Below are 18,139 nucleotides of genomic sequence, written 5' to 3'. Positions count from 1 at the left end.
CATCAGTCTGATTTATGCGCGCATTTTTCGCATTCAGGATTTCTTATCTTTGTCCGCAGGCACCTTTGCAATCGCCCGCGAGGGCACCAGGGTCTGGATGGAGTTGCGGGCCACGGCGGTGGCGAGCGAGGTGGCGAAGATCATCACCAGCTTGCGGCCCAGCTCCGCGCCCAGCGGCTTGTCCTCGATGCTGGTGGCCACGCGGTCCGGGTGGGCCCAGGCGCGCTCCAGGGCCTTGCGGCGCTGGCGGCGCACGCGCTCGTCGTGGTGGCGGGCGCGGTAGATGGCGAAGCCCACGCCCAGGCCCACCGCCACCAGGGCGGCGGCGCCCACGGTGACGAGCAGGTCGCGGTGCTGGCGGACGTGGTAGCGCACGTCCGTGGCGCGGGCGCGCCGGCGGTCCAGCTCCTCCAGGGTGAGCAGCAGCTCGTCGCGGATGCGGTCCGCGGTCTGCTCCACCTGCTCGCGGTCGCCCATGCGCCGGGTGATGGCGTGGTCCGCGTGGCGCTCCGTCTCGGGTGCCTGGCTCATTGCAGCGTCTCCCGGGTCAGCTGGAGGTCCGTCTTCAAGCGCTCCTGGGTGTGGACCAGCGGCTTCTTGGGAATCCGCTTCGCGCCCAGGAACAGCAGGAGGCCGGCCACGGCCAGCAGCACCGCGCCCACGATGAGCACGCCCACGGCGGCCCCCAGCGGCAGCGCCAGGCCCAGCGCGACGAAGAGCACGGCCAGTGACGTGAGGGCGAGCACGGCCCCCGCGCCCAGGAAGATGCCCGCCAGCTTGGCCGCCTGCAGCTCCTGCTTCAGCTCCTTCTTGGCGTGCATCACCTCCGCCCTCACCAACAGGCGGGTTTCCGACAGCGCGTGCCGGATGAGCTCCGCGGTGGAGAGCGTCTCCAGCTGGCTGCGCTCCAGGCGTTCCGATTCGAGGTCCACGACCGTACCTCCGACAGGATGACTCCCAGAGCGCAGTCCGCGGACGCCCGCCTGGCCGTCCCGGCTGCCCCCGGGCTGTCCCTCAAGGTGGTCAGGAAGGGTGTGCTGGAGAAGTCCCGCCGCACAGCCCTTTCACGGCCGGCTGCCTGCCTGCTGCCCCCGCCCCAGCGGGAGGGGCGGCCGGCCCGCGGTCGCTACCGGCGGCGCTGCTGGTGGGCGATCGCCGTGGCCAGCGTCTCGCGCACCTGGCGGGCCCGGAAGAGGCGGTCCGCGGTGTCCAGCAGGTTCTCCGCGTACAGCACCTGCTTGCGCAGGCGGGCCGGGATGGCGCGGGTGCCCAGGTGCGCGCCCAGGAGGGCGCCGGTGAGCGCGGCCGTCACGTCCGCCTCGCCGCCGCAGCGCAGCGTGAGGACCACGGCCTCGCGGAAGTCGTGCGGCACCTTCAGCGTCGCGTACAGCGACGTGAGCAGCACCGGCATCACGTGGCACGGCAGCCCGTCCACGCCCTTCAGCTCGCTGGGGGGCACGCCCACCTTGCGCAGCTGGTTGAGCGCGCGCTGGGTGTCCCAGGTGAGCAGGCGCGGCAGGTGGCGGATCTCCTCCGCCAGGTTCTTGTCGTGCACGGCGGCGGCCAGCGCCAGGGCCTCGCAGAAGGCTGCGGGGGTGAGGGCCTCCTGCTCCATGCCCAGCGCCACCGCCTGCGCGAACGCGGCCGCCGCGGCGGCGCAGACGGGGTCCTTGTGCGTGATGACGGTGAGCACGCCCGCGTCGTGCGGCAGGCGCGCGCGCTGGCCGCTTTCGAAGAGGCCCACCACCAGCGCGCGGCTGAGCACCGACGGGCACTTCGTGCCCAGGGGCGCGCCCGCGCTCATCCACGGCGTGCCGCCCGCCAGCCGCTGCAGCGCCTCCGACAGGCTGCGCGGCGGCTGGAGGATGATGCCCTCCTGCCACAGCCACGCCAGGTGCAGCGCCGCGCTGCGGCCGTCCACCTTGCCCTCGCGGATGACGCTCTCCGCGGCCGCGAGCAGCAGCTGCGTGTCGTCGCTGAACTGGCCCTTGGCGAACTTGCCGCGCGGCCGGGGCGCGAAGTCCTCCGCCAGGCCGGGCAGCCGCGCCAGGCTCGCCGGGGGGATGCCCCTCAGCGGAAAGCCGAGCGCATCCCCGATGGCGAGCCCCAGGAATGCCGCGTGAAAACGGTCCTGGCGGTCTGCGGGAGTCAGCGGCATCGGAGGGGCGGAGATTACCCGAGCCTCAGCCAAGGACGAGCACCGAGATGAACGCTGCGTGGGCGCGCGACGCGATGGCGGATCGAACATGGGGCCTTGACGGGAACGAGGCGGGTGCGGTGGAGCGCTGGACAAGAAAGGTCCCGCTGGATTGCACCACGCGCGTCGCCACTGTCCGCCTCCTCCGCCGTCACCACGGCGCAACCGGGGGCGCGGTAGCTATCGCATCCCGCCGCGTTTCAGCAAGCAGGCGAGCCCGTGGAAACGCGCGAACGCGCGCCCGTGTCCAACTTCGAATGCTGCACATGGACCGAAAGGGAAGCACGGGTGGCCGCGCGTGGGTGCGCAAGGCGCCGTGCACGTGCGCCGCACACGGGCTCAGGTGTTCACCTTGACGCGCGCGACTTCTCTTCGTCCACGCGGATCACCCGCCATCGCGGCCCAGGTTGACCACCGCCATCAGCCGCGCCACCACCGCCTCCGCGCCCTGGTACAGCCGCGCGCCGTCCCACAGCGCGGGGGACGTGTGGCCGCCGCGCTCGCGCCAGTCCTTCTCCACCTCTTCGTAGGTGAGGTTGCGGAAGCGCACGCGGTCCTCCAGCGCGTGGTCCGTGACGAAGCGGCGCGCGGCGGCGGACGGGGGCTCCGCGATGCGGTGGAACAGCTCCAGGACGGGCGAGTCGGGCGTGCGCATGACTGCGCCGCATCATGCGCCGGGAGTCGCCGGAAGCGGGAGCCCGTGGGCCCGGGAACGCGAAGAGGGTGGAGCGCCGGCCCCGTCCTCGGGGCTTCGGAGCTCCACCCTCCCGGGTGCCGCGAGCGCGCCCTGGGAAGGGCGCGCGGGGGACGTCAGCGCGCCTCGGCGGCGCTGATGCGCGCGGCCTCGCGGCGCACCGCGGCCTGCTCCAGCGCGTAGCGCGCGTCCGCGCTGTTGAGGTCCTTGAGGCGCGCCTGGGCCTCCTCCATGCGGCGGCGGGCGGTGGCCACGTCGATGCCGGTGACGTGCTCGGCGGCGTCCGCCAGCACCAGCACCTTGTCGTTGCTCACCTCCACGAAGCCGCCGGCCACGAAGTAGCGGTCCTGACGGCCCGCCTCGGTGAGGGTCAGCGTGCCCGGCTCCACCAGCGACAGGAACGGCGTGTGGCCGGGACGCACGCCGAACAGGCCCTCGCCGCCCGGCACGATGGCCTCGTCGGCCTGCACGGACAGGATGCGCTTCTCGGGGGTGACGATCTCGACAGTCAGCTTGGCCATGAAGGTCCTCGTGCTACCGCACTACCGCATCAGAAAGTCAGCCGCTGGGTCTGCGCGCCCACCGGCTCGAACTCCAACACCCCGGCGTCCGTCAGGCGGGGGCCCTTGCCCGGAATGCCCAGGGTGCCCTCCAGCCACTTGAGGTGGTGGGCCAGCTGCCGCACCTCCGACAGCTGCTTCGTCGTCATCAGCTCCGTCAGCCGCCGCTCCTGGAGCTTCTGCCCGGTGCGGTCGAACTGGGCCGCCACCATCACCCGCGCCCACGCCAGGCTCTGGCCCTTCGCCTTCTTCTTGCCCTTGACGAGGAGCGGCTTGCCCTTCTCCACCAGCGGGTAGAGCACCCAGACCTTCTCCCCGTCGTTGGACGCGAAGTAGAGGTCGTCCACCGTCCCCACGCACACGTCCGCCGACCAGAGGGGCCCGTTCTCCTTGAGCACCTCCAGCCGGCACTTCCCCACGCCCACGTCCACCGTGCGGACGCTGTAGAGGCCGTTCGCGCTCACCCGTGCCCGGCTGCTGCGCTCCTCCGCCAAGGCGGAGGGCGCGGCACCACAGAGCAGCAAGGCGAGCGCGGCGGTCAGGCGCATGGGTCGCTCCGGGAGGCGGGCCTTACGCCGCCGCCATCTTGCGGGCCTTCTCCTGGGCCTCCTCGATGGAGCCGACCATGTAGAAGGCGGACTCCGGGAGGTCGTCGTGCTTGCCGTCCGCGATCTCCTTGAAGCTGCGGATGGTGTCCTGGAGCTTCACGTAGCGGCCGTCCAGGCCCGTGAAGACCTTGGCCACGAAGAACGGCTGGGACAGGAAGCGCTGGATCTTGCGGGCGCGCGCCACGGACAGCTTGTCGTCTTCCGACAGCTCGTCCATGCCGAGGATGGCGATGATGTCCTGGAGCTCCTTGTAGCGCTGCAGGATGCCCTGGACGCGGCGGGCCACGGCGTAGTGCTCGGCGCCCAGCACGTCCGCGGACAGGATGCGGCTGGTGGAGTCCAGCGGGTCCACGGCGGGGAAGATGGCGAGCTCCGCGATGGAGCGGTTGAGCACCGTGGTCGCGTCCAGGTGGGCGAACGCGGTGGCCGGCGCCGGGTCCGTCAGGTCGTCCGCGGGCACGTAGATGGCCTGCACGGAGGTGATGGAGCCCTTGGTGGTGGAGGTGATGCGCTCCTGCAGGCCGCCCATCTCCGTGGCGAGCGTGGGCTGGTAACCCACCGCGCTGGGGATGCGGCCCAGGAGGGCGGACACTTCCGAGCCGGCCTGGGTGAAGCGGAAGATGTTGTCCACGAAGAGGAGCACGTCACGGCCCTCCACGTCGCGGAAGTACTCCGCCATGGTCAGCGCGGAGAGGGCCACGCGGGCGCGGGCGCCGGGCGGCTCGTTCATCTGGCCGTACACGAGGACCGCCTGGCTCTTCTCCAGGTTGTCGGTCTGGATGACCTTGGTCTCCTGCATCTCGTGGTACAGGTCGTTGCCCTCGCGGGTGCGCTCACCCACGCCGGCGAACACGGAGAAGCCGCCGCGCTCCACGGCCACGTTGCGGATGAGCTCCTGCAGGAGCACCGTCTTGCCCACGCCGGCGCCGCCGAACAGGCCGATCTTGCCGCCGCGGGTGTAGGGGGCGAGCAGGTCGATGACCTTGATGCCGGTCTCGAACATCTGCACGCGCACGTCCTGCTCCGTGAACGGCGGGGGCGCGCGGTGGATGGGCCAGTACTCGGTGGCGTTCACCGGGCCCATCTCGTCCACCGGCTCGCCGGTGACGTTCATGATGCGGCCCAGGGTGGCCTTGCCCACCGGCACCTGGATGGGGGCGCCCGTGTTGGACACCGGCATGCCGCGGCCCAGGCCCTCCGTGGAGTCCATGGCGATGCAGCGCACGGTGTTCTCACCCAGGTGCTGCGCGACCTCGATGGTGAGGTTGTCCTTCTCCGCGCCCAGGTTGGGGTTGGTCACCTTGAGGGCCGCGTACACCTCCGGGAGCCCGCCGGGCGGGAACTCCACGTCGACCACGGGGCCGAGAACCTGCGTGATCTTGCCAGTCGTCGGGACTTGAGCGCTCATGGGACTCCTCTGCCTTGTCTCGTGTGGCGAGCGGCCGGGGCGCCGCCGCCCGTCAGAAAATCGAACCCCGAAGAGGGGTGTGGGCGGGCCCCCTTTACCGGGGGGCGCCCGGCAGGGTCAAGCCTCCCGGGTCCGCGCACGTAAGTCCCGCTTAGCGGAGCGGTGTCCCCGGCGCCAGTCCCCTGGCGCGCCGCCCGCCTCCGCCTGCCCGGAGAGGGGGCCTGGAACGACGAAGGGCCCGCGCCCCGGGCGCTCGTGGGAGCGCGAGGCAACGGGCCCTTTGCGGCTGGAGCCGGGGAGCCGGCCGGACGGGAGGCGGACTACTTGAGGGCCTCGGCGCCGGAGACGATCTCCATCAGCTCCTTGGTGATGACCGCCTGGCGGGTGCGGTTGTAGATCAGCGTGTAGCTGGAGATCATGTCCGTGGCGTTGTTGGTGGCGTTCTCCATGGCGCTCATGCGCGCGCCCTGCTCGCTGGCCACGCTCTCCAGCAGCGCCCGGTACAGCTTGATGTTCACCGCCTGGGGCACCAGCCGGTCCAGCACGGCCTGGCGGGACGGCTCGTACTTGAAGTCCACCAGGGCGGGGGCCGCCGCGACGGTCTCCGCGGCGGGCGGGGGGGTGGCCGCGGCGGCGGCCGGCTGCAGCGGCAGGAGCTGCGAGACGACCACGTTCTGGCTGATGGCGGAGACGAACTCGTTGTAGATGACGTAGACCGCGTCGACCTCGTCATTGAGGAAGGCGGCGGCCATCTCTTCCGCGACGTTGGCGGCGGAGCGGTAGTTGAGCGTCGCGTACAGGCCGGCGAAGTCCTTGCGGATGGACTGGCCGCGGTTGCGGAAGAAGTCGTTGCCCTTGCGGCCCACCGTGGAGATCCGCACCTGGAGATTGCTGTTCTCGTACAGGAAGCGGTTGGCGCGGCGGATGACGTTGGAGTTGAAGCCACCGGCGAGGCCGCGGTCGGACGTGAGGAGCAGCAGCTCCACGCGGCGGATGGGGCGGGTGGTCAGGAGCGGGTGCGCCAGCTCCTGGTCGGCGGAGCGCACGGCCAGCTCGGAGATGATCTGCTCCAGCGTCTGCGCGTACGGGCGGGCGGCGAGGATGGCGTCCTGCGCCTTCCGCAGCTTCGCGGCGGAGACCATCTTCATGGCCTTGGTGATCTGCCGCGTGTTCTTCACCGAGCGGATGCGCTTGCGGATATCGCGAAGGGACGCCATGGACCGGGAACTCCTCTGGGACGACGTGCGGCGCGCGCCCCGCGACGGCCCGGGCTGGCCATGTAGGGACGGCGGGCCCCCTATATAGGCGGGGCGGGGGCCGGTCAACGGCGGGGTGCCCGGAGGGGGCCTCCGCCCCGCGCCGGGGCCCGCCACCACCGCCGTCCGGTGGCCGGGCGGGCGTGACCAGTTCCCATCAGCGGGCCGCCGGTGATGCTTTCCGAGTGGGGGGCGCCGGAAGAGAATGGCCCCTTCCGACCGTTCTGCGGGGTCCATGAAGGCTGGCGGCACGACCAGGGTGTGGGTACGCAGGGGCCTGGGGCTGCTCGGGCTGGCCCTGGCCGTCCTGCTGGGCCTCTCCCACTTCGTGCGCCTGCGCTACCAGGCCCGCATCGTGCCGCTGGCGGGCGCGCCGGAGGCCCCCGTGGCCCTGGTGTTCGGGGCGGGGCTGGCGCCGGGCGCGGTGCCGTCGCCGGTGCTGGCGCAGCGGCTGGACGCGGCCATCGCGCTGTGGCGGCAGGGCAAGGTGCGGTCGCTCCTGGTGAGCGGGGACAACTCCGCGCCCTTCCACAACGAGACGCGGGCCATGCGGCGCTACCTGCTGGAGCGCGGGGTGCCGGAGGACGCGGTGCTGGGGGATGAGGCGGGGCTGTCCACCTACGACAGCTGCCTGCGGGCGCACTCGGTGTTCGGCGCGGACCGGGCGGTGCTCGTCACGCAGCGCTTCCACCTGTCGCGGGCGCTCTTCATCGCCAACTCGGTGGGCATCGACGCGTGGGGCGTGGCGGCGGACGAGGGGCGGCCGACCCCCTGGCGCTACACGGTGCGCGAGACGCTCTCCCGCGTGCTGGCGCTGGGGATGGTGCTGCTGGAGGTGGAGCCCGGCAGCCCTGACGGCCAGCCGCCGACAGCTCCCCGCTGACGGGGGCGGGCCCGGCAGGCAGGCGGGCTGCGTCCATTGCGGCTGCCGTCCCGGGGTCGCATTTTCGTGGGGACACGGAGGCTTTCTCAACCGTCCCTGTCGAGGAGACCCCATGCGATTCAACAAGCTCGGAGATGAGGACGTGGGCGAGTCCACCTCGCTTCGCCACCGGAACCCGGACACCGGAGAGGATGAGATCAACATCTCGGACCAGGACATGGCTGTGTCGCCGCCCCTGGAAGAGGAGGCGGATGCGCGGGACATCCTGCCGGATCAGATCCAGCGCTTCGGCCGGGAGGAGGAGGAAGAGGAGCGTGAGCTGACCGCGCAGCCCGACGAGCCCGGCCCCCGCGCGCAGTCGCCGGACCTGCTGCCCGAGTAGCCGGGGCCTGGCCCCTGGATGCGGATGCGAACAGGGCGCGTCCCCGTGCGAGGGACGCGCCCCTTGTTTCAGGTGGAGGCACCCGTGAGGTGCCCCCGTCCCTTGTGCTCAGGACCTGCGGCGCGAGGACTTCTTCACCGTGGGCTTGCGGGCCAGGGCCTTCTTCGCGGCCCCGCCCTTCCGGGCAGCGGCCTTCTTCGCGGGAGCGCCACGCTTCTGGGCGGCTCCCTTCTTCGCGGAGGCCTTCTTCAGGGAGGCGCCACGCTTCTGGGCAGCCCCCTTCTTCGCGACACCCTTCTTCGCGGCTCCCTTCTTCGCGGCGGTCTTGCCCGCGGCCTTCTTCACGGCGCCCCTCTTCGCGGCGGCCCTACCTGCGGCCTTCTTCGCGGCACCACGCGCGGGCGCGGCCTTCTTCGCGGCGGCCTTGCCCGTGGCCTTCTTCGCGGCGGCCTTCTTCACGGCGGCCTTGCCCGTGGCCTTCTTCACGGCACCACGCGCGGGCACGGCCTTCTTCGCGGTGGCCTCCTTCCGAGCGCTCTTCTCTGCGGGGGCGGCCGGCGCCTCCGTCACGGGCGGCTCGCGACGGGCCTTCTTCGCGACGGGGCGCTTCGGCTCGGGCTCCGCGAACAGCTCCTCCTGCTCGGGGGCCTCCTCGTCGGACAAGGCCTCCGCCTCACCGGTGTCCCCGGCGAGCTCCTCCTCCAGTTCCTCCTCGCCGGACACCTCGACCTCGCCCTCTTCGAGCGCCTCCTCTTCGTCAGCCTCCGCGTCGGACGCGTCCTCCTCGTCCACACGCGCCGCGGCGCCGGACAGCGCGCCCTGGAGCACGGCGTTCATGGCGCGCGCGAAGGTCCGCTCCCCGAAGGTCTCCACCTCTTCCACGGGCGGAATCAGCACCTCGAGCATGTCCTTGAGCGTGCGGTACAGCCGCATCTCCTTCTTCTCGCCATCCCAGGTGCCGAAGACCCAGGCGTCCCCGTCCAGCGCGTCCACCCAGCCGGGCAGCGGCCCGCCGCCGTCCCCCTGCTCCTCCATCGCGGACTTGCGCGCGACGAACAGGTGCCGGTGCGTCCCCTTCAGCCCGAAGCGCCACACGCCCGCGGCGGGCAGGCCCACCACCATCAGGCGACTCTTCTCCAGGACGCTGGGCGCCCCCTCCTCGCCACGCAGCGGGTACAGCCGCACCTCGCCCTGGAAATCACCGCCGTTGACCCCCTGGTACAGGACCGCCAGGTCCTCGGGGAACGGGACGCCGCACTCCGTCTCCGCGCGGCGGACCTCCTCCGCCTGCACACCCACCGAGGTCGCCTTCGCCGACTTGCGCAGTGCCTCCAACCACTCGTGCATGACCCCTCCACGACATCGACAGCCACCAGGGCTCGCACCTTACGGCGCCTGGGCCCCCGTGCGCAGTGTGCATGTCGGGTTTCGTCCACCCGACGCCTGTAGACATATCTGGACAACCTGACACGCCCGCCCCCGCCATCCCCCCCGGCCGCCTGCCCCGAGGCCTGGCGGCCTGGATGGAAGCCCGGCCCCCCGGGCGTTAGGAAGGACGCCATGGCGCATCCCATCAGCATCGAGGCGACGACCGAGACCTTCGACTCGCTCGTCCTGGAGCCCCGCGACGAGCTGGTGGTCGTGGACTTCTGGGGTCCCGGCTGCCCCAACTGCGACATCTACGCGGCCGCCGAACCGGAGCTCCTCCGGGAGCTGGACGGCGCCCCCATGCGCGTCGTCAAGGTCAACGCCTACGAGCACGAGCCCCTGGCCACCCGCTTCGGCCTGTATGGCATCCCCACCTTCCTGCTGTTCCGCAACGGGCGGCTCCTGGGGAAGATGAGCCAGTACTACGGCAAGCCGTACTTCCTGGGCGTCATCCGGGACCACCTGCCCGGCGGCGCCAGGGCCCAGGCCTGATCAGTCCCGGTAGCCGCGCGCCTGGAGCCGGAACAGGTGCGCGTACCGCCCGTCGAGCGCCATCAGCTCGTCGTGGCTGCCCAGCTCCTGCACCGTCCCGTTGTGGAGCACGGCGATCTGATCCGCCATGCGCACCGTGGAGAAGCGGTGCGAGATAACGATGGCGATGCGGTCCGCGGCCAGCGCCTGGAAGCGCTCGAAGAGGGCGTGCTCGGCCTCCGCGTCGATGCTGGCCGTGGGCTCGTCCAGGATGAGCACCTCCGCGTCGTCGCGCATGAAGGCGCGCGACACCGCCAGCTTCTGCCACTGGCCGCTGGACAGCTCCTGGCCCTTCTCGAACCAGCCGCCCAGCATCGCGTCGTACTGGCCGGGCAGCGCCGCGATGACGGAGTTGGCCCCGCCCTGCTCCGCCGCCCGCTCGATGCGCGGCCGGTCCTCCAGGGCGGGCACGTGCCCCAGGCCGATGTTCTCCGCCACGCTGAACTGGTAGCGCACGAAGTCCTGGAACACCGCCCCGAAGCGGCCGCGCAGGTCGTCCGCGTCCATCCGCGCCGTGTCCACGCCGCCGTAGAGGATCTGGCCCTCCGTGGGCTCGTACATGCGCAGCAGCAGCTTCACCAGCGTGCTCTTCCCCGCGCCGTTCTCTCCCACCAGCGCCAGCTTCTGGCCGGGCTTGAGCGTGAGCGACACGTTGCGCAGCGCCCACGCGTCCTTGCCCGCGTAGCGGAAGGACACGTCGCGCAGCTCGATGGCGTTGCGCCTCCCGCGCGGCGGGGAGACGGCGGGCGGCAGCCTGGGCGCCCCCTCCGCGGTGGGGATGTCCAGGTAGGCGAAGAGGTTGCTCATGAAGAGCGCGTCCTCGTACATGGAGCCCACGCTGGTGAGGATGCCCTGGAAGGCGGCCTGCCCCTGCCGGAACACGGACAGGTACAGCACCATGTCGCCCACGGAGATGGCGGCGGACGCCGCGCGGCTCGCGACGAAGAGGTAGCAGCCGTAGAAGGCCGCCAGGGACAGGAGGCCCAGCCCCAGGCCCCACCCCATGCGCTTGCGCGCGAGCGCCCGGTCCTCCGCGAAGAACTTCTGGAACAGCTCGCGGTAGCGCCCCAGCACCAGCGGCCCCAGCCCGAAGAGCTTCACCTCCTTCACCGTGCTGTCGCGCGTGAGGAGCCACTCCAGGTAGTTGAGCTTGCGCCCCTCCGGCGCGCGCCACGAGTACAGCCGGAAGCCCTCCGCCGCCAGGCGCGCCTCCGCGATGAAGGCGGGGACGGACGCGGCGAGCAGCACCACCACGCTCCACGGCGACAGCGCCACCAGCAGCACGGCGTAGGTGGACAGGGTGATGACGTTGCGCACGATGCTGAACGCCTGCATCACCAGCGACAGCGGGCGCGCGTTCGCCTCGCGCCGCGCGTTCTGCATCTTGTCGTAGGTCTCCGAGTCCTCGAAGTGCTGGAGCTCCAGCTCCAGCGCCTTCTGGAGGATGCGCTCATTGAGCAGGTTGCCCAGGTGCGCGCGCAGGAGGTCCTTGGTGAGCGTGAGCCCCCGGTCCACCACCGCGGAGGCCACCATCAGCGCGAACTCCGTGGCCACCAGGCCCAGCACGCGCGAGTGCGCCGCCGCGTCGCCCTTCGCCGCGGCCACCACCGTGTCCACGATGAGCTTGCCCACCCACGCGATGCCCGCCGGCAGCACCGCCGCCACCAGCGTGAGCACGCCCAGCACCACCGCGCCCCGGGGGCTCGCCCGCCAGAAGAGGTGGAAGGTGCCCGGCAGCTGCTTGAAGAGGACGCCCGCGTTCTTCAAGCGGGCCCGGAACGACGGCGGTGGCGGAGGCAGGGGACGTGGCAAGGTGCCGCCCCTCATAACGCTCCGGCACCCACCGCGCTGGACTTCCCCGCTTTCAGGAGGCGGGGACGACCCCGCCGTCCGGCAGGGAGGCGGGCGGGGCGACGTGCCGGGAGATGAGCACGTCGCAGGGCGAGTGCCGCAGCACGGCCTCCGTCAGCGAGGACGGCGGGTCCTCGGAGGACATGCCCAGCGTGAGCAGGTCCGACTCGCCCTCCCGGGCCTCCGCGAGGATGCACTCCCGCGGATCCCCGAAGCGCAGGCGGCTCTCCAGCACGCGGCCCGTCTCCCGGTACGGCGCCAGGAAGCGCCCGAGCGCCCTGCGCGTCGCGTCCTCGCGCTCCTGCCGCAGTTGCAGCTCCCGCGCCAGGGGGACGTCCTGCCGGCGCAGGGCCGCCGCCTCCTCGCGCAGGTCCACCACGTGCAGCACCTCGATGGGCGTCGACGCGGGACACAGGCGCATCGTCAACTCCAGCGCGCGGCGCGACTCCCGCGAGAAGTTCACCGCGACGAGGGGCCGGTGGTAGACGCGGCCCGGGTGCGGCATCACCACCAGCACGGACGCGTCCACCTCCCGCACCAGCCGCATCACCATGGAGTCCTCCGGCAGCGGGGCCACCGGCTGGCCCAGGTGCGGCCGGCCCACCACCAGCACCTCCACGCCCTGGTCCTTCGCCAGCTCCGCCGCCTCGTGGGGCGCGTCACCGGTGCGCAGCTCCTCGCGCACGTCCACGTCCGGCCGCTGCCGCAGCCGCCTCACCGCGGACGTCACGGACCGGCGCAGGCACCGCTCGCCAGCCACCGCCCCGGCCGGGCCCGCGTGGCCGTCCAGCGACGGGCTCACGTGCAGCACGCTGAAGGCCGCCCCGTACGCGAGCGGAAGCCGCAGCGCGCGGGCCAGCGCGAACTCGGACTGGAGGGAGAAGTCCAGCCCCACCGCCACCCGGTGCAGCCCCCGCTGGGCGCGGAGGAGGCCGTCGGGCAGCAGGGGCAGGGTCCTTCCGGAAGACACGGTTGGCCTCATCTCGACTCCCTTCCACCACTGCCGCTGGGATGCACCCCATGGGTCTCAGGCGCGGCGGCTCACGCGGGCCCTCATGGACATACATTCAGCTCCGTCGGTCCATGTGCCACCCGTCTCGCAGGGACGCCGCTCCCACGGCCGGGCGGAGGACCGCGCGAGCGGCACGGCCCGAGGGGACGCGTGAGTGGGCGCGGGCGAACAGGCCTTCCGGTCCCTGGCCGGGGCCTGGCGCTGTAACGTTTTCAGGGCGCCGCACCGCTTCGTTCAAGGACTCCAGGGCAGGCGGGCGTTCAGGGCCGCTGTTTCAACGGCTTGGAACGTCCACCGCGCGACGCTGGGGAACCCGGGCGTTTTCGGAGGCTCGGCCAGCCCTTTGCAAAGACCTCTGCCCGGCCCCCGCGGGGGGCCGTGGGCGGCGGGTCGGACGGCAGGACGCAAGGGAGCGGGAACATGCGCGGGGTCATCACCGGACGTGAGGTGGTTGCCAACCTGGGACTCATCTACCGGGAGTTCGGAACAGCCTGTGTGTTGCGCTGTCTCTGGGTGATGCTCAGCGGCAAGTCCACCACCTTCCTCGAGGTGGCGTGTCCCTGCGACAAGCTCCGGCGGTAGCGCGCCGCGCGGTGAAGACAGCCCGGGCCGCGGGAAGCGCTGGCTTCCGCGGCCCGAACGGTTTCAACGGCGGTGGGTGTCTCGCGAGCTAGCGCTGGGAGGGCTCCGCGTCGCCGCGGCGCACTTCCTCGCGCTCGTCGCGCTTGTCCTTGATGGCGTGCTTCACGTCCTCGACCACGCCCTTGACCTTGCCCTTGAGCGTGTCCGCCTTGCCCTCGGCTTCCAGGGAGCGGTCGCCGGTCGCGACCCCCACGGTTTCCTTCACCTTGCCCTTGGCCTTGTCAGTCCACTCGCCCATGGTGTTCCTCCTGACGTCGGGTGAATCGTTGTGGGAGTGAACGTGCTCACGTCATGGGCCGGCGGCAGGCGGCGGTGGCTCGTCCGCATGGCTGCCCCCCGCGGGCCGTGACGGGGTTGAGACACTCCAGGATGTCCGGCAGGGGACGGCGAGCGGCGCGCGCCGGGACGACACGCGCCCCGCCCCGCCTACCTGCCACGTCCCTGTTATTCACGGAGACCCGGGAGTCCACGCCACCGGCCGAGACAAGACGTGGACGTTGCATTGACGCACCCGCGCTTCCCGCTCAGGCTTGCGCGGTCCCCGGATCCGTCACCTGATGAAACAGCCATCACCCACGTCGACCCAGGCGTTGCTCTTCAAGCTGCTGTTGCTGCGGACCCTGGTCGTCACGGTGGCGGTGGCGCCGGCCATCTACGTCGACATGCAGCTGTTGGACGTGGACGCGAGCAGCGCGGGGTTCGTGCTGGGCGTCGTCACGCCCATCGTGATTGGCGGGCTGGCGCTGGTGGTGCCCATCGGGGCGGTGGGGGCGCTGCTCCGGCACGCGGTGGAGGCGGAGGCGGACCCGGCGGAGCGGCTGGGGCGGCTGCTGCGGCTGCCGGGCGTGCTCACGTTCGTGGAGGCGCAGGCGGGCTGGTTCCTGGGCGGCATCTTCTTCAACGGCGCCATCGGCCTGGCGCTGGAGCGGCCGCCGCGCGTCATCCTGGTGGGCGTGGCGGTGGCGATGAGCGCGGGCCTCTTCAGCGCGCCCATCATGTACATGCTCTACGAGAAGGCGCTGGCGGCGGTGACGCTGGAGGCGTTCCGCCGGGCGCCGCACGAGCGCCCCCCTGGCGAGGGGCTGTTCCTGCCGCGGCAGAGCTGGTTCCTGCCGGCCATCGTGGTGTCCGCGCTGCTGATTACGTGCATCACGAGCATCGCCACGCTGCAGCTGCGGCTGGAGAAGAACCTGTCCGCGCTGGCGGACGACCTGGAGCTGTCGGGCGAGTACCAGGGCGCGGCGCGGGTGCGCTCGCGCATCCATCCGCTGCAGCGCGACCTGACGTTGCCGGTGGCGCTCCTGGGCGGGTTCGCGGCGCTGGGGGCCATCTTCACGGCGGCGTGGGCGGCGCGCCGGCTGGCGCAGGGGGCGAGGGCGGTGGGGGCGTCGCTGGACGCGCTGGTGGAGGGCCGCGCGGCGCCGCCGCAGTGGGTGTCCACGGATGAGCTGGGCGACCTGTCCGCGCGCACGTGGCTGCTCTACGAGCAGTTGCAGGAGCTGCCGCGGTCGCTGCGCTCGTCCGCGGGGCACCTGGCGAAGGCGGGCACGCGGCTGACGGAGGCGAGCGACCAGCAGAACCGCACGCTGTCGCGGCAGGCGGCGGCCATCCACCAGGCGCGCACGACGGCGCAGGAGATCCAGCAGATGTCGAGGCTGGCGGCCAGCCGCGCGGGGAGCGTGCTACAGGTGGCGGAGCGCGCCGCGGCCATGGGCAGGCTGGGCGAGGAGTCGCTGGCGGGCACGGAGCAGGGGCTCGACGACATCCGGGGCCTGACGCACGGGCTGAACCAGCAGGTGGTGGACCTGGGCACGCGGGCCCGCGAGGTGGGCCGGGTGTCGGAGGTGGTGAAGTCGCTGGCGGACCAGTCGCACATGCTGGCCATCAACGCGGCCATCGAGGCGAGCCGCGCGGGCGAGCAGGGCCGGGGCTTCGCGGTGGTGGCCCGGCAGATGCGCGAGCTGGCGGACCAGTCCATCAAGGCGACGGGGCAGGTGCGCGGGCTGCTGGAGGGCATGGAGGCCGCCACGGGCGAGGCGGTCGTCACCGCGGACAAGAGCGCCCAGGGCGTGGAGGCGGCGCTGGTGCCGCTGCGCAAGAGCGGCGAGCGGCTGCGGGAGCTGATCAAGCTCACGCACGAGTCCGCGGCGGCGGTGCGGCAGATCGCGGAGGCCGTGGCGCAGCAGCACGCGGGCGTGGATCAGCTGTTCAGCGCGGTGAGCGAGATGGACGAGCTGATGGCCGCGACGCTGCGGCAGCTGGGCACGACGCAGGAGGCGGCGACGGCGGTGGCCCAGGCGACGGGGCAGGTGTCGGAGCTGGCGGAGCGGTACGTGTCGTAGTCTGGCATTCCGTCCGCCAGGGCATTAGCCTCCACGCCGGTCGAAAAACGGCGGACCGGTTCGGTGAGCCCCGGTCACTTCCATGGTGGAAGCCCTTGTCCGTCTCCCTCGGGATTCAGGACCCACGGCCCTTCGAAGGCACGCGTGTGCCCTCGCGAGGTCCACCATGAAGCTGAACCACCTTGATTTGCAGGTCCCCGACGTCCAGGCCACCGCCCGCTTCTTCACGCGCTACTGCGGCTTCACGTCGCACGCGAAGAACCATGACTCGCCCGCCATCGCCATGCTCGGCGGGACGGATGGCTTCGTGCTCATCCTCCAGCGCCGCAAGCGCGACACCGACGTCTTCCCCGAGGACTTCCACGTCGGCTTCCTCCAGGACTCCGAGGCCCCCGTGCTCGCCTTCCATGCGCGCGTGAAGGCCGACGGCCTGGAGGTGTCCGACGTCCTCCGCAACAACCGGGGCACCCTCGTCTACTGCCGCGCCCCCGGCGGCATCCTCGTGGAGGTGAGCTGCCGCCCCGGCGCCGCGTGACCCGCTTCGCCTCAGCCGCTCCGCGCCACGCGGAGCGGCGCCTGTGCGCCGCCGTCGTCCTCCAGCGGCGGCACGTAGGGCCAGCCCCTCAGCGGCCCCTGGCCCGCCTCGCGCGTGAGGTAGTCCGCCGCGATGTTCGCGCTCTCCATGATGGTCAGCAGCCCGCTCCCCGGGTGCGTGCCGCCGCCCACGAAGTACAGGCCCTCCACCTGCGCGTTCTTCACGCGCGGCCGCAGCGGGCCCAACTGCATCCAGGTGTGCGACAGGTTGAACACCGCGCCCCGGAACACGTTGAAGTCGTCCCGCCACGTCTCCGCCGTGAAGTAGCGCTCCGCCCTCACGTGCTCGCGCAGCCCCCGGATGCCCACCTTCTCCAGCATCCTCGGGATGCGCTCGCGCAGCGTCACCTCCGTCTTCGCCCAGTCCACCGGACGCGCCGTGTTCGGCGTGGGCACCAGCACGTACAGCGTGGAGTGCCCCTGCGGCGCCCCCGAGCCGTCCGTCACTCCCGGGTTGCACACGTAGAAGGGCGGATCCTCCACGTCCACCGTGCGGTCCTCCAGCGCGTCCCGGTCCGTGCGCCTCGCGCTCTCCGACAGGTAGATGAGGTGGTGCGGCAGGTCCGCGTACGTCGTGTCCAGCCCGTAGTACGCCATGAACGTGCTGCACGAGTACCTCGCCCGCTCCAGCGCCCCGTCCGACAGCCGCGTGCCCTCGCGCAGCTCCGGCGCCACCAGGTTGCGCGCCGCGTACGCCAGGTCCGCGTTCACCACCACCGCGTCCGCGTCCAGCACCTCGCCATCCGTCAGCCGGACGCCCACCGCGCGCCCCGCCTCCGTGCGCACGCGCTCCACCGCCGCGCCCATGCGGAACGTCGCGCCCAGGTCCTGCGCGCACCTCATCATCCCTCGCGCCAGCTCCCGGAAGCCGCCCCGCACGTGCCACACGCCGAAGGCCAGCTCGATGAACGGAATCACGCTGAACACCGACGAGCACGTCGTCGGGTGCAGCCCCAGGTACTTCGACGGGTACGCCAGCGCGTACGTCATCCGGTCGTCGTGGAAGAACGAGTCCAGCTGCTTGTAGAGCGTCTGCCACGGCTTGAAGCGCAGCGTGGGCGCCAGCCGCCAGGGCGCGTAGTAGTCCAGGCCGCCCGCGTTCGTGCAGATGAACTTCTCGTACGCGAGCGCGTACTTCCGCCGCCCGTCCGCCATCCACTCCTGGAGCGCGCGCCCCCTGCCCGCGCCGAAGGCCTCCAGGTCCCGGCCCATGCGCGCCAGGTCGCGCCGCGTGTCCAGGTGCGTGCCGTCCCAGAAGTGCACGCGGGTGTTCGGATCCACCGGCACCAGCGTGACGTAGTCCTCCAGCCGCCTCCCCGCGCGCTGGAAGGTCTGCCTCAGGATGCCCGGCAGCTGGAGGATGGAGGGGCCCGTGTCCAGCGCGTACTCGCCGTCCTGGCCCAGCGTGAGCCCCTTCATCCGGCCGCCGGGCACCGCGTCCTTCTCCACCACGGTGACCCGGAAGCCCTGCCCCGCCAGGTTGATGGCGGCCGTCAGGCCCCCCGGGCCCGCGCCCACGACGATGACGTGCTGAACCATGTGCCTCACGATGCCCGGCCCCATGCCGACGGGCGACTGTCCCCCGGGCAGACGGCCCGGACGAAAAAGCGTTTCCTCGGGACTCCAAGCGTCCCGCCAGACGTTGGCTCCTGGCCGGGACCTGCGCTCGTCCTCCGGAGAGCGTTCTCTGGAAGACGGGCCCACATCCTGAATCCCCCGGGGGCCCGGCCTCCTGTAGCCTGCCACGCGCA

18 protein-coding genes are annotated in these 18,139 nt (G+C 71.9%); 5 read left to right on the top strand and 13 right to left on the bottom strand.

Going from position 1 to position 18,139, the window contains the following annotated elements:
* Positions 1-33 precede the first annotated feature (33 nt).
* The 8 genes from U8525_RS22830 to atpG form a co-directional block, all read right to left on the bottom strand.
* On the bottom strand, positions 34-531 hold the full coding sequence (locus U8525_RS22830; protein WP_374268405.1) for a hypothetical protein: 498 nt from the start codon (positions 529-531) through the stop codon (positions 34-36).
* Positions 528-932 (bottom strand): phage holin family protein, encoded by a 405-nt coding sequence (locus U8525_RS22825; RefSeq protein ID WP_374268404.1) that lies wholly within the window; start codon positions 930-932, stop codon positions 528-530. Before U8525_RS22825 ends, U8525_RS22830 begins: the two co-directional genes overlap by 4 nt.
* A 194-nt stretch (positions 933-1,126) precedes the next feature.
* Positions 1,127-2,158 (bottom strand): ADP-ribosylglycohydrolase family protein, encoded by a 1,032-nt coding sequence (locus U8525_RS22820; RefSeq protein WP_374268403.1) that lies wholly within the window; start codon positions 2,156-2,158, stop codon positions 1,127-1,129.
* Positions 2,159-2,582: 424 nt separating this feature from the next.
* Positions 2,583-2,852, bottom strand: a complete 270-nt coding sequence (locus U8525_RS22815; protein WP_374268402.1) for a hypothetical protein — start codon at positions 2,850-2,852, stop codon at positions 2,583-2,585.
* A 155-nt stretch (positions 2,853-3,007) separates the two neighbouring features.
* Complete coding sequence (locus U8525_RS22810; protein WP_374268401.1) at positions 3,008-3,412, bottom strand: F0F1 ATP synthase subunit epsilon; 405 nt, start codon at positions 3,410-3,412, stop codon at positions 3,008-3,010.
* A 29-nt stretch (positions 3,413-3,441) separates the two neighbouring features.
* Entirely contained in the window at positions 3,442-3,999 is a 558-nt protein-coding gene (locus U8525_RS22805) for a hypothetical protein (protein ID WP_374268400.1), read from the bottom strand.
* Between the two features lie 22 nt (positions 4,000-4,021).
* Positions 4,022-5,467 (bottom strand): F0F1 ATP synthase subunit beta, encoded by a 1,446-nt coding sequence (gene atpD, locus U8525_RS22800; protein ID WP_374268399.1) that lies wholly within the window; start codon positions 5,465-5,467, stop codon positions 4,022-4,024.
* A 320-nt stretch (positions 5,468-5,787) separates the two neighbouring features.
* The gene (gene atpG / locus U8525_RS22795; RefSeq protein ID WP_374268398.1) at positions 5,788-6,684 is read right to left on the bottom strand and encodes an ATP synthase F1 subunit gamma; all 897 of its coding nucleotides are present in this window, start codon (positions 6,682-6,684) and stop codon (positions 5,788-5,790) included.
* A 274-nt stretch (positions 6,685-6,958) separates the two neighbouring features.
* On the opposite strand from atpG, the gene U8525_RS22790 reads away from it, so the two are divergent.
* Both U8525_RS22790 and U8525_RS22785 read left to right on the top strand, forming a co-directional pair.
* Positions 6,959-7,606 (top strand): vancomycin high temperature exclusion protein, encoded by a 648-nt coding sequence (locus U8525_RS22790; protein WP_374268397.1) that lies wholly within the window; start codon positions 6,959-6,961, stop codon positions 7,604-7,606.
* Between the two features lie 112 nt (positions 7,607-7,718).
* Positions 7,719-7,988: a hypothetical protein gene (locus U8525_RS22785; RefSeq protein ID WP_374268396.1), complete on the top strand. Its 270-nt coding sequence runs from the start codon at positions 7,719-7,721 to the stop codon at positions 7,986-7,988.
* Between the two features lie 108 nt (positions 7,989-8,096).
* Here U8525_RS22785 and U8525_RS22780 read toward each other — a convergent pair whose 3' ends face one another.
* Positions 8,097-9,335: a hypothetical protein gene (locus tag U8525_RS22780; RefSeq protein WP_374268395.1), complete on the bottom strand. Its 1,239-nt coding sequence runs from the start codon at positions 9,333-9,335 to the stop codon at positions 8,097-8,099.
* A 213-nt stretch (positions 9,336-9,548) separates the two neighbouring features.
* On the opposite strand from U8525_RS22780, the gene U8525_RS22775 reads away from it, so the two are divergent.
* The gene (locus U8525_RS22775; RefSeq protein ID WP_374268394.1) at positions 9,549-9,908 is read left to right on the top strand and encodes a thioredoxin family protein; all 360 of its coding nucleotides are present in this window, start codon (positions 9,549-9,551) and stop codon (positions 9,906-9,908) included.
* On the opposite strand, the gene U8525_RS22770 is transcribed toward U8525_RS22775, so the two are convergent.
* The 3 genes from U8525_RS22770 to U8525_RS22760 all read right to left on the bottom strand — a co-directional run bounded on the left by U8525_RS22770 (position 9,909) and on the right by U8525_RS22760 (position 13,690).
* Positions 9,909-11,774 carry an ABC transporter ATP-binding protein gene (locus tag U8525_RS22770; protein ID WP_374268393.1) on the bottom strand — a complete coding sequence of 622 codons (1,866 nt, stop codon included), beginning with the start codon at positions 11,772-11,774 and terminating at the stop codon, positions 9,909-9,911.
* 37 nt (positions 11,775-11,811) lie between these two features.
* Positions 11,812-12,768 carry a universal stress protein gene (locus U8525_RS22765; RefSeq protein WP_374268392.1) on the bottom strand — a complete coding sequence of 319 codons (957 nt, stop codon included), beginning with the start codon at positions 12,766-12,768 and terminating at the stop codon, positions 11,812-11,814.
* A gap of 712 nt (positions 12,769-13,480) precedes the next feature.
* Positions 13,481-13,690 carry a CsbD family protein gene (locus U8525_RS22760; protein WP_374268391.1) on the bottom strand — a complete coding sequence of 70 codons (210 nt, stop codon included), beginning with the start codon at positions 13,688-13,690 and terminating at the stop codon, positions 13,481-13,483.
* Positions 13,691-14,009: 319 nt separating this feature from the next.
* Between U8525_RS22760 and U8525_RS22755 the strand changes: the two genes are divergently transcribed.
* The gene (locus U8525_RS22755) at positions 14,010-15,794 is read left to right on the top strand and encodes a methyl-accepting chemotaxis protein (RefSeq protein ID WP_374268390.1); all 1,785 of its coding nucleotides are present in this window, start codon (positions 14,010-14,012) and stop codon (positions 15,792-15,794) included.
* A gap of 166 nt (positions 15,795-15,960) precedes the next feature.
* A complete protein-coding gene (locus tag U8525_RS22750; protein WP_374268389.1) occupies positions 15,961-16,329 on the top strand; it encodes a VOC family protein in 369 nt (122 codons plus the stop codon).
* Between the two features lie 11 nt (positions 16,330-16,340).
* On the opposite strand, the gene U8525_RS22745 is transcribed toward U8525_RS22750, so the two are convergent.
* Positions 16,341-17,927, bottom strand: a complete 1,587-nt coding sequence (locus U8525_RS22745) for a phytoene desaturase family protein (protein WP_374268388.1) — start codon at positions 17,925-17,927, stop codon at positions 16,341-16,343.
* Between the last annotated feature and the right edge of the window lie 212 nt (positions 17,928-18,139).

The organism is Corallococcus sp. RDP092CA, from assembly GCF_041903675.1.
Classification (GTDB): Bacteria; Myxococcota; Myxococcia; order Myxococcales; family Myxococcaceae; genus Corallococcus.
This window is presented reverse-complemented; position numbering and strand designations above follow the sequence as displayed.